Annotated in this window: 4 protein-coding genes; 2 read left to right on the top strand and 2 right to left on the bottom strand. The window is 63.3% G+C overall.

What is annotated here, in order from left to right; genetic code table 11:
* The first annotated feature begins 454 nt into the window (after positions 1-454).
* Together N430_RS28140 and N430_RS28135 are read left to right on the top strand one after the other, a co-directional pair.
* Entirely contained in the window at positions 455-2,611 is a 2,157-nt protein-coding gene (locus N430_RS28140; RefSeq protein ID WP_110639904.1) for a type I secretion system permease/ATPase, read from the top strand.
* Complete coding sequence (locus N430_RS28135) at positions 2,601-3,977, top strand: HlyD family type I secretion periplasmic adaptor subunit (protein WP_110639903.1); 1,377 nt, start codon at positions 2,601-2,603, stop codon at positions 3,975-3,977. The genes N430_RS28140 and N430_RS28135 overlap by 11 nt, the downstream gene beginning before the upstream one ends.
* Before the next feature lie 109 nt (positions 3,978-4,086).
* Here the strand turns inward: N430_RS28135 and N430_RS28130 are convergent, their stop codons facing one another.
* Both N430_RS28130 and N430_RS28125 read right to left on the bottom strand, forming a co-directional pair.
* On the bottom strand, positions 4,087-4,428 hold the full coding sequence (locus N430_RS28130; protein WP_110639902.1) for a tryptophan synthase subunit beta: 342 nt from the start codon (positions 4,426-4,428) through the stop codon (positions 4,087-4,089).
* Positions 4,429-4,585: 157 nt separating this feature from the next.
* Positions 4,586-11,859: immunoglobulin-like domain-containing protein (locus N430_RS28125; protein WP_116583667.1), on the bottom strand; the 7,274-nt coding region annotated here is incomplete at its 5' end.

Genomic DNA, 11,859 nt, shown 5'->3' with positions numbered 1-11,859 from the left:
CCGGCGGGTTGTGGAATGATTTGAAAGTGCCTCTATGGGATGCCTGTCAAACTTTCGTAACTTGAATGCGGGTGCGTTCTTTCACTGACGAAATATTGACTGGTTCGCTGTTTTGCGAACGACGGCCAATCTAAAGTCATATCTTTAAATGGCTGCTTGCCAATTCTTACTTTCGTATTAGTTATATTGTCGCTGCACCGGCATGATCAGGCGTGCATACACGAAAGCCCCGTCAGCTCTGGTCCTGAGCCTGGCGGTCGATTGTCGGGGAAGTTGTAGTGCAGGTTTGGCTTGCGCCTGAGGTATCACGCGTTAGTCTCTGTATAGCGCTGTTAATGGCGCTGGCTATATTCAGAAAGTGAAACCTTTGGCCAGCGATGTCGTCCGTTTGAAAGAGCAGCCGGCCATTGTTGGTGGGTGCCTGCCCCAACTACCGCAAGGAAGAGAGCGCCACGTGGAATCCGAAGTCCGTCGAGCCCAGCTCAGTCACGACCCGCGTAGTCAGCACGACGATCCGTTGCTGGATTGCCTGCTGACCCTCTGTGTGCTGCATCAGAAGCCCGCCAGCCGGGTCATGCTGACCACCGGCTTACCCTTGCCGGCCCAGCGCCTGAACGCCGAGCTATTGCCCCGGGCCGCCGCCCGCGCCGGCCTGCAGGGGCGCCTGCTGCAACGCAAGCTGGAGCAGATCCCGAGCATCGCCATGCCGGCCATGCTGCTGCTCAAGGAAGGCCGCGCTGCGGTGCTGCTGGGTTGGGAAAACGCCGACACCGCGCGCCTGCTGCTCAGCGAGAGCGATGGCGGCGAGGTTTTGATAAGCCGCGAGGCGTTACTTGGGGACTACAGCGGCAAGGTGTTCTTCGCCCAGCCGCAGCACAAGTACGACGTCAACCACGGCAATCTCATCCCGCGGGCCCAATCCTGGTTCCGCGACACGCTGCTGCGCAGCAAATGGCTGTACATGGATGCCATTGCCGCCAGCCTGGTGATCAACCTCATCGCCCTGGCCGCGCCGCTGTTCGTGATGAACGTCTACGACCGAGTAGTGCCCAACCAGGCCACCTCGACCCTGTGGGTGCTGGCGGTGGGCATTACCGGTGCCTACCTGTTCGACCTGATCCTCAAGGGCCTGCGCAGTCTGTGCCTGGACCTGGCCGGCAAGAAGACCGACCTGATCATCTCGGCCACGCTGTTCGAGCGCATCGTCGGCATGTCGATGAAATACCGCCCGGCGCGGGTCGGCAGCTTTGCCCAGAACATCCACGAGTTCCAAGGGCTGCGTGACTTCCTCGCTTCGCTGACCCTGACCAGCCTGATCGACCTGCCATTCACCCTGATCATCCTCATGGTCATCGCCATCGTCGGCGGCCATCTGGTGTGGATCCCGGTCCTCGCTTTCCCATTGGCGCTGGGCATCGGCTACGCCCTGCAGAAACCCCTGATGGCGACCATGGAGCGGACCATGGCGCTGGCCTCCGAGCGCCAGTCGAGCCTGATCGAAACCCTGGCCGGCCTGGACGCGGTCAAGGTCAATAACGCCGAGAGCGAGCGCCAGTACCGCTGGGAGCAGACCCTTGGGACCCTCAGCCGCCTGGAACTGCGGGTCAAGGTGCTGTCGGGCCTGGCGATGAACATCACCTTGATGATCCAGCAGATGGCCGGCGTGGCGATGATCTGCGTCGGTGTGTATCAGATCATCGACGGCAACCTGAGCATGGGCGGCCTGGTGGCCTGCTACATGCTCAGTGGTCGTGCTCTGGGCCCGCTCGGGCAGTTGAACGGGTTGCTGGCGCGTTACCAGCAGGCCAAGGTGACCATGGTCTCGACCAACCAGATGATGGAGCTGCCGCAAGAGCGCAATTTCGAAGAGCGCCCGCTGAGCCGCCAGGTGCTGCAGGGCGCGATCGAGTTTCGCGGCGTCGACTTCACCTACCCGAACCAGCAGAACATGGCCCTGAAGAACATCAGCCTGAACATCCGCCCGGGCGAGAAAGTCGGCATCATCGGCCGCAGTGGCTCGGGCAAGAGTTCGTTGGCCAAGCTGATCGTCGGGCTGTACGAGGCGGACAACGGCTCGTTGCTGGTGGATGGCGTGGACATCCGCCAGATCGACGTCAGCGAACTGCGCCACAACGTCGGGTACGTGCCGCAGGACATCCAGCTGTTGGCCGGTACCTTGCGCGACAACCTGGTCAGCGGTGCCCGCTACATCGAGGACGAGCTGATCCTGCAAGCTGCCGAACTGGCTGGTGTGCACGAGTTCGCCCGGCTGCACCCGGACGGTTACGAGCTGCAGGTGGGTGAGCGTGGTCAGAACCTCTCCGGCGGCCAGCGGCAGAACGTCGCCCTGGGCCGTGCGCTGCTGCTCAACCCGCAGATTCTGCTGCTCGACGAGCCCACGGCGGCCATGGACAATACCGGCGAAGAGCGCCTCAAGCAGCGCCTGCAGGCGGTGATCGAGAACAAGACCGTGCTGCTGGTGACCCACCGGGCCTCGCTGCTGACGCTGGTCGACCGGCTGATCGTCATCGACCGCGGCCAGGTAGTTGCCGATGGCCCGAAAGCCGCCGTCATGGATGCACTGAAGAAGGGGCAGATCAGTGTTGCATAAGCTCGATATCGGTCAGTTCAAGGACAGCCTGCGCCGCTATTTCAAGGGCTCCGACTCGCTGCACGGGCAGCCGCTGCCGGAGGTCAACAAAGCGCTCATCGAAGACGCCCCGCGTGTCGTGCGCCTGACCATCTGGGGCGTGATCGCGTTCTTCCTGTTTCTCATCGTCTGGGCCAGCTTTGCGCCCATCGACGAAGTCACCCGCGGCGAGGGCAAGGCCATCCCGTCGTCCAAGGTGCAGAAGGTGCAGAACCTCGAAGGCGGCATCGTTGCCGAGATCTTCGCCAAGGAAGGGGAAATCGTCGAAGTTGGCCAGCCGCTGCTGCGCCTGGACGAAACGCGCTTCATCTCGAACAAAGGCGAAACCGAGGCCGAACGCGTGGCCATGGCCCTGCGGGTCGAGCGGCTCAGTGCCGAGGTCGAGGACACGCCGCTGAAGATCGACGAAGAGCTGCGCAAGGCCGCGCCGAGCCAGGCGGCCAGCGAAGAGTCACTGTTCGCCAGCCGGCGTCAGCAGTTGAATGACGAGGTCAATGGCCTGCAGCAGCAACTGGTGCAGAAGCAGCAGGAACTGCGTGAGTTCAACTCCAAGCGTGCCCAGTACGCCAGCAGCCTGCAGTTGCTGAACCAGGAGATCGGCATGTCCGAGCCGCTGGTGGCCAAGGGGGCGATTTCCCAGGTCGAGATCCTGCGCCTGCGCCGCTCCGAGGTGGAGACCCGTGGCGAGCTGAGCGCTACCGAACTGGCTATTCCGCGCGCCGAGGCGGCGGTGAAGGAAGTGCAGAGCAAGATCGAGGAAACCCGCGGCAAGTTCCGCAGTGACGCCCTGACCCAGCTCAACGAGGCGCGCACCGACCTGAACAAGGCCACTGCCACCACCAAGGCGCTGGATGACCGCGTCAATCGCACCCTGGTCACCTCGCCGGTGCGCGGTATCGTCAAGCAGCTGCTGGTGAACACCATCGGCGGGGTGATCCAGCCGGGCAGCGACATCATCGAGATCGTGCCGCTGGACGATACGCTGGTAATCGAGGCGAAGATCCTGCCCAAGGACATCGCCTTCCTGCACCCGGGGCAGGAGGCCATGGTCAAGTTCACCGCCTATGACTACACCATCTACGGCGGCTTGGAGGCCAAGCTCGAGCAGATCGGCGCCGACACCATTACTGACGAAGACAAGAAGACCACCTACTACCCGATCCGCCTGCGCACCGAGAAGAGCCACCTGGGCAGCGACGCCAAGCCGCTGCAGATCATCCCCGGCATGGTCGCCACGGTGGACATCAAAACCGGCAAGAAGACCATCATGAGCTACCTGCTCAAGCCGATCATCAAGGCCCGCACCGAGGCCCTGCGCGAGCGCTAGCCTGTGCCGGCCCTTTCGCGGGTAAACCCGCTCCCACAGGGATCGCGTGACCCTGTGGGAGCGGGTTCACCCGCGAACACCGGCGAAGCCGGTGCCATCCACTACAGGTTCAGATCAACCCAGTGTCTTCATCTTCCTGGATCAGGTTGTTCAGGCTGCCCAGTGCCTGGCGCGCGTTGGAACGGTTGAGCAGCTTGGCCTGGGCGCCGGCCGGCAGGTCGGTGATGCTGATCACGCCCTTGGTGGTCAGTACATCGATCAGGTCCTCCAGCACGCGGATCATGTCCAGGTCGCTCTGCTTGAGCTGGCGCAGGCTGTTCTCGACCACGTCGTCGGCAAACCATTCGAGGATGTCGGCATGGTCGGCCGGGAGCATTTCCGTGAATTCGGCATAGGGGGCAGCTTCTACCCGCAGCAACTGGCCGTCGGCGTCGCGTTGCACGTAGAACATGGCGTCGTCCCTCGTCACGATGGTTCCTTAGTTGGTAATCCGCAGCATAGGCAAAGTTCACCAGGCAGGTGAGCCCGGCGCGTGAGTATGCGCTGCGCGAGGGTGGCAGGGAAGGCCGCCTCCGCGGTGGCCAGGGCTGGCCACCGCGGGACGGGTATCAGTGATCGACCTTGATGGTCGGGTCGGCACCGCTGATCAACGAGTTGACCGTGGTGTTCGACCAGTTCACGCCTTCGAGCTTGATGGTCACGTCGGCGCTGCCGCCGGCGTTGAGCTTGCCTTCGGAGCTGACCTGCAAGGTCGAGGTGCCATCTGCGGCGGTGGTGATCTTCAGGTAGTTGTCGATGGTGCTGGCGGTCTCGCCCTGCAGCAGGTCGCGCAGGTCGAGGCGGTCACCCTCGCTGGCCTTGAAGTCCTTGATCACGTCGTTGCCGACGTCACCGGCCTTCCACACGAACAGGTCGGCACCGCTGCCGCCGATCAGGATGTCATCGCCCTGGCCGCCGATCAGGGTGTCGTTGCCGCTGCCGCCGAGCAGGATGTCATTGCCCTTGCCGCCATCGAGGTAGTCGTTGCCACCCTGGCCGAAGATGATGTCATTGCCTGCGCCGCCCATCAGGGTGTCGGCTCCGTCGTTGGCCCCCGAGATATCGAACTCGGTGTAGTGCTCGCTGACGTACTGGTGCATCGCCCGCGCGTCCACGTCACCGACATCGACACCGGTCTTGCCGGCGACATAGGCCTGGATGGCCTCGACACCGGTACCGGCGATGGACGGGAGGGTCACCAGGTCGCCGAAGATGATGTCGTTGCCGTCGCCACCGTTGACCGTGTCGTTGCCCGGCAGGGTAGCTTCGGTGTGGCCGAGGATGGCATCGGCGAGCTTGCTCGGGTCGATGTTGGTCTGCGGCTTGCCATCGGTGTCGTACGGCTTCAGGTCGTTGGCGTTGACGCCGCTGTTCAGGCCGATCGCTTCGACGTCGGACAGGCCCGAAAGGATCTTGAAGCTGTCCAGCGAGTTGGCCAGGGTGGCGTCGTTGGTGCTGCTACCGGTACCGGCCCGGGTCGACATCTCGTAGGTGCCGTCGCCCTGGGCGTGCAGCGTGCCGGAGTCATAGTACTTCCAGTTGCTGCTGGTGGCACTGTTCCTGTACTGGATGGTGATGGAACCGTCGGAGTCGATGGATACGCGGGTCTTGCTGTCCACGGTGCCATTGCTGACGGTATCGCCCAGCTTGTAGTTGATCGACGACAGGTAGCTGTCCAGGGTGACGCTGCCGTTGCCCAGTGTCGGGTTGGTCTTCTCGTTGGTCTGGTAGTAGGTCGGCTGGCCGTCGGTAATGAAGAACGTCTGATTGCTGCCGGTGCTACCCGCATCCTTGAGCGTCTGGAACCAGTTGGCGGTGGTCTTGAAGGCATCTTCGTAGTTGGTGCCGCCGCCGGACGAGAGGGTGTTCAGCGCCGCGAGCAGGGTTTTCAGGCCCGCGTCGTTTAGGGTCACCGAAACCGTGCTCTTGACCTGGGTGGCGAAGTCCACCAGGAGGATGTTGACCACACCCGACTGGGCGCCTTTGACGCTGGCGGCCAGGGTCTTGAACACCGACTCAAGCGAAGACTTGGCCGCGCTCACGCCCGACGAGCCCATAGAGCCCGAGGTGTCGACGATGAAGGCGATGTTGTAGTTCTGCCCTGGCACCACGTGCAGGCCGTTGACGTCCGAGACGATGATGTCGTTGCCATCGGTACCGGTGATGGTGTCGCTGTCGGACGAGAGGTTGCTGGTGGTGTAGGTCTGTGGGTAGACCGTGACCTTGATGGTGCCCTCGGTGGTAGCGGTGCTGCCGCCGACGCTTTCGCTCGAAGTCGAGCTGACCTTCACGTCGAACTGGCCCTGGTAGTAGGCCGGTGGCTTGATGGTCAGGCTGCTCAGGTTCCAGCCGGTGACGTCTACCGCGCCGCTGCCAACGGTAATGGTGTGGCCCGCGCTGTCAGCCAGCACCGAGCCTGCCGGGATGCCCGAGAGCTTGACGCTCAGGGATTCCGAACCGTCGGTGTCGGTCAGCGCGGTGTTGATGCTCACCAGCTTGATCGGGGCGCCGTTCTCGCCGCCTTCGTTGAGCTTGTAGCCGTCGTAGTAGCCCACGCCGTTGCTGCCATGCAGGTCCGACACCGTTACACCGGCATTCGCCAGCGCACTGACGTTCGGGTACATCGGGATGTTGGCGCTGCTGAGGTCGGTGACCGCACCGCTGCCCACCTGGATATTGACGTCCAGGCTGCCAGGGCCGGCCTGGTTGGCGCTGTAGATCTCCAGGGTGTAGTAGCCGCTGGTGGTCGGGGTGAAGCTGCCCGAGATGCTGCCGCTGGCGTTGGCCCAGGTGGCGCCGGCGACGTTCTTGCCGCCGATGACGATCTGCAGGCTGTCGTCGGCGGTGCCGCTGAAGGTGTAGGTCTTGCCCGCTTCCAGGTAAATCAGGCCGGAAGTCTTCGAGCCCGAACCCGCAGTGATGCTGGCATTGGTGTCGACCGTGGTCACGGTTTCGGTCTTGCCCGCCTTGCCGGAGTTGGCGAACACGTTCTTCAGCGCGTCACCGGTAATGCCGTTACCGTTGGTGCCCAGGCCGGTGAGGCTGGTCCAGGTTTCCTTGGTCAGGCCCAGCGAGTTGACGCTGTTGTTGCCGATGCTCAGCGACGGGGCGTCGGCGACCGGCTTGATGTCGACCTTCAGCGTGGCCTGGTTGCCCGCATCCTTGCCGTCGGTAGGCGTGTACTTGATCTGCGCGTAGTCGGCCTGCTTGTTGCCCACGCCGGTGCCGCCGTAGCCGTCGACACCCGACTCATTGGCGGCCGGTACGAACTTGAGCTTGCCGGCGGCGATGTCGGCCTGGCTGACGGTCTGGCCGGCCTTGACGTCGGTCCAGGTCGAGCCGACCAGCAGCTGCAGTTTGCCGGCGCCCGGCAGGGTGTTGATGGTCACGCCCAGGCTGCTCAGCGGCGAATCGACGTCGCTGACGTTGAAGTCGCTCCAGGCCAGTACCAGGTCGGTGTCTTCATTGCCGGTGACCGCGCCGCCGGTGGTGGTCGGTGCGTCGTTCACGGCAATCACGTTGACCGTGGTGGTCGCGGTGTTCGAGGTGTTGACGCCATCGGTCACCGTCACCGTGATGATCCGCGGCGTGGTGCTCGGGTCTTCGCTGGTGTTGATGAAGGTGATGTTCTTGATCGCCTGGATGTAATCAGCCAGCGACGCGGTACCACTCAGGGTCAGCACCACCTTGCCGTCGGTGCTGTTGGCGTTGATGGTGATGCCGTTGATGCTGTTGCCCAGGTTCAGCGCATCGCCCGGCTGACGGTTGGTCAGGGTGACGGTGGCGCCGGTCAGCATCGAGCTGTCGTAGTCGGTGATGCTCACGTCGACATCGCCGATCGACACACCCTTGCCGTTCTCGGTGAAGGTGGTCTGGTAGTCGGCGCCATTCTTGCCGCTGGAGTCGTTGGCGTCCAGGTCCAGCACCGGGGCCGGTTCGTAGATCACCGTGGTGGCGCTGCCGGCGCTACCGCTGATGGCCAGGTTCTCGAAGTTGCCACCGGTGGCCGAGTCGATCTTGACGGTGAACTGCTCGGTGCCTTCGGTGACGTTGTCCTTAATGGTCGGGATGGTGAAGGTGGCCGTCGAGCTGTTGGCCTTGATCACCACGCTGACCACGCCGGTGTAGTCGGCACCGTTGGTGGCGGTGCCGCTGTAGCTCAGCTTGACGGTCACGTCGGTCTGCGCCGGGTTGGTCAGCGTCAGGGTGTAAGTGGCCGTGCTGCCCTCGGCCACCGCGGCGGTGCCGTTGATGCTCAGGGTGGTGGTCTGGATGGTGTCGGTCACGGCGGTGACCGCAGCCTTGTCGCTGACGGTCAGCTGCTCGAAGTTGCCACCGGTGGTGCCGGTGATGGTCGCCGAGACGTTGCCCGCATCGATGTACACGTCGTCGGCCGGGGCCGCGACGGTGACGGTGCCGGAAGTCTTGCCGGCATCGATGTGGATCACCGCGCCGTTGCTCAGGGTCACCGTCATCGCGGTACCGGCCTTGTTGGTCAAGGTGGCGGTGTAGACGATCTGGCCGCCCTCGTCAACGGTCTGGGTAGCGCTCAGGCTCAGGCCGGTGTTGTCGATAGTGTCGGTGACCTTGGTTTCGGCATACGTGGCGTCAGTGGTCAGCAACTCAAAGTCGCCACCGGTGGAGCCCGTGATGTTGACCTTCACGGTACTGGCATCGATGTACGGATCATCGGTTGGTGCGTTGATGGTCACGCTGGCTTCGCTCAGGCCCTTGCCGATGGTGATGACTTCACCATTGCTCAGAGTCACCTTCATCTCGGTGCCAGCCGGGTTGGTCAGCTTGGCGGTATAGGTGATCTGGCCACCTTCGGCGACGGTCGGGGTGGCCGTCAGGCTCAGGGTGGTCAGGTCCTTGGTGTTCGGACCATCGTTCACCGTGGTGCTCGGCGTGCCGACGGCAACCAGCTTCTCGTAGTTACCGCCGGTCATGCCGGTGACGCTGTTGGTCAACGGCGTGTTGGTGATGTAGACGTTGTTCGGTGCGGTGTAGTTGACCGACCCGCTGGTTTCGTTGATGCCGATGGTGATGGTCTGGCCGTTGGCCAGGCTGATCACCAGCGGATGCTCGGTCACTGGCGAGGTCACGGTCGCGGTGTAGGTGACCACGCCGCCTTCGGTCACGCTCGGGGTGGCGGTCAGGGTTACGGTGCTGGTGTCGATGGTATCGGTCACGGCCGTTACCGCCGGGGTCGGGCTGACATTCAGCTTCTCGAAATCACCGCCGGTGGTGCCGGTGATGGTCGCGCTGACGCTGCCGGCGTCGACGTACACGGTGTTCTTCGGTGCGTCGACGGTGACGGTGCCTTCGCTCTGGCCCTTGGCGATGCTGACCACCGAGCCGTTGCTCAGGTTGATGGTCATGGCGCTGCCGGCCGGGTTGCTCAGCTTGACGGTATAGGTGATCTGGCCGCCTTCCTGGACGGTACCGGTAGCGCTCAGGCTGACGTTGGTGGTGTCCAGGTTGTTCGGGTTGTCGGTGACCGTGGTGCTCGGGTTGCCAGCGGTGACCAGTTTTTCGTAGTTGCCGCCAGTGACGCCGGTAATGCTGTTGGTCACCGCCGGGTTGGTGGCGTAGACGTTGTTCGGCGCAGTGAAGTTGACCGAGCCGCTGGTCTCGTTGATGCCGATGGTGATGCTCTGGCCGTTGGCCAGGGTGATCACCAGTGGTTTCTCGGTGACCGGCGCGGTGACCGTGGCGGTGTAGGTGATCACGCCGCCTTCCACAGCCGACGGCGTGGCGGTCAGGGTCACGGTGCTGGTGTCGATGCTGTCGGTGACCGAGGTCACGGCCGGGGTCGTGCTCACGGCCAGTTTCTCGAAGTCACCGCCGGTGGTACCGGTGATGGTCGCACTGACGCTGCCTGCATCGACGTAAACGGTGTTTTTCGGTGCGTCGACAGTGATGGTGCCTTCGCTCAGGCCTTTGGCAATGGTGATGACCGCGCCATTGCTGAGGGTGACTTTCATCTCGGTGCCGGCCGGGTTGGTCAGCTTGGCGGTGTAGGTGATCTGGCCGCCTTCCTGGACGGTGCCGGTGGCGCTCAGGCTGAGCCCGGTGGTGTCCAGTTTGTTCGGGTTGTCGGTGACCGTGGTGCTCGGCGTGCCGCTGGCTTCGAGCTTCTCGTAGTTGCCGCCGGTGACGTTGGTGATGCTGTTGGTCAGCGGCGCGTTGGTGTTGTAGACGTTGTTCGGCGCAGTGAAGTTGACCGAGCCGCTGGTCTCGTTGAGGCCGATGGTGATGGTCTGGCCGTTGGCCAGGCTGATCACCAGCGGGCTGCCGGTCACCGGGGCGCTGACGGTCGCGGTGTACACCACCACGCCGCCTTCGGCCACGCTCGAGGTGGCGCTCAGCACAACGGTGCTGGTGTCGATGCTGTCGGTCACCGAGGTCACGGCCGCATTCGGGCTGACGGTCAGGTGCTCGAAGTCGCCGCCGGTGGTGTTGGTAATGGTCGCTTTGACTTCGCCGGCATCCACGTAGACGGTGTTCTTCGGCGCATCGACGGTGACGCTGCCTTCGGCAGCACCCTTGGCAATGGTGATGACCGCGCCATTGCTCAGGGTCACCTTCATTTCGGTGCCGGCCGGGTTGGTCAGCTTGGCGGTGTAGGTGATCTGGCCGCTTTCCTGGACGGAGTTGGTGGCGGTCAGGGACAGACCGGTATTGTCCAGCTTGGCCGGATCGTCGTTGACGACGGTGGTCGGCGTGCCGCTGGTTTCCAGCTTCTCGTAGTTGCCACCCGTGACGCCGGTAATGCTGTTGGTCAGCGGGGTGTTGGTGTTGTAGACGTTGTTCGGCGCAGTGAAGTTGACCGAGCCGCTGGTCTCGTTGACGCCGATGGTGATGGTCTGGCCGTTGGCCAGGCTGATCACCAGCGGGCTGCCGGTGACCGGCGCGCTGACGGTGGCGGTGTAGACCACGACGCCGCCTTCGGTGACCGATGGCGTGGCACTCAATACAACGGTGCTGGTGTCGATGGTGTCGGTGATCGTAGTCACTGCCGGAGCAGTGCTGACGTTCAGCTTCTCGAAATCACCACCGGTGGTGCCAGTGATCTTCGCCTCGACCGTACCGGCGTCCACGTAGACGGTGTTTTTCGGCGCATCGACGGTGACGCTGCCTTCGCTCAGGCCCTTGGCGATGGTGATGGTTTCACCGTTGCTGAGGGTGACCTTCATCTCGCTGCCGGCCGGGTTGGTCAGCTTCACGGTATAGGTGATCTGGCCGCCTTCATCGACGGAGCCGGTGGCGGTGAGGTTGACGCTGGTGGTGTCCAGGCGTGCCGGGTCATCGTTGACCGTGGTGCTCGGAGTGCCAGCGGTATCCAGCTTCTCGTAGTTGCCACCGGTGACGCCGGTGATGCTGTTGGTTACCGGGGTATTGGTGGTGTAGACGTTGTTCGGCGCGATGAAATCGACCGAGCCGGAGCTGGCGTTTACCGGAATGGTGATGGTCTGGCCGTTGGCCAGCGAGATCACCAGCGGGGTGCCGGTCACAGGTGCAGTGACGGAAGCGGTATAGGTGATGACTCCACCTTCGACAGTCGAGGCGGTGGCGGTCAGTGTGACGGTCGAGGTGTCGATCGAATCGGTGATTGCAGTCACGGCCGGGGTCGGGCTGACCGCCAGCTGCTCGAAGTCACCGCCAGTGGTGCCAGCGATGGTGACGCTGACATTGCCGGCATCGACGTACACGGTGTTGGCTGGTGCATTGAACGGCACGCTGCCTTCGGTCTCACCCTTGGCGATGGTAATGACCGCGCCGTTGCTCAGGGTGATGGTCATGTCGCTGCCAGCCGCGTTGGTCAGCTTGGCGGTGTAGA

This window comes from Pseudomonas sp. CC120222-01a, assembly GCF_003097235.1.
Classification (GTDB): Bacteria; Pseudomonadota; Gammaproteobacteria; order Pseudomonadales; family Pseudomonadaceae; genus Aquipseudomonas.
Note: the sequence above shows the minus strand (reverse complement) of the source record. Positions and strands in the feature narration are given on the sequence as shown.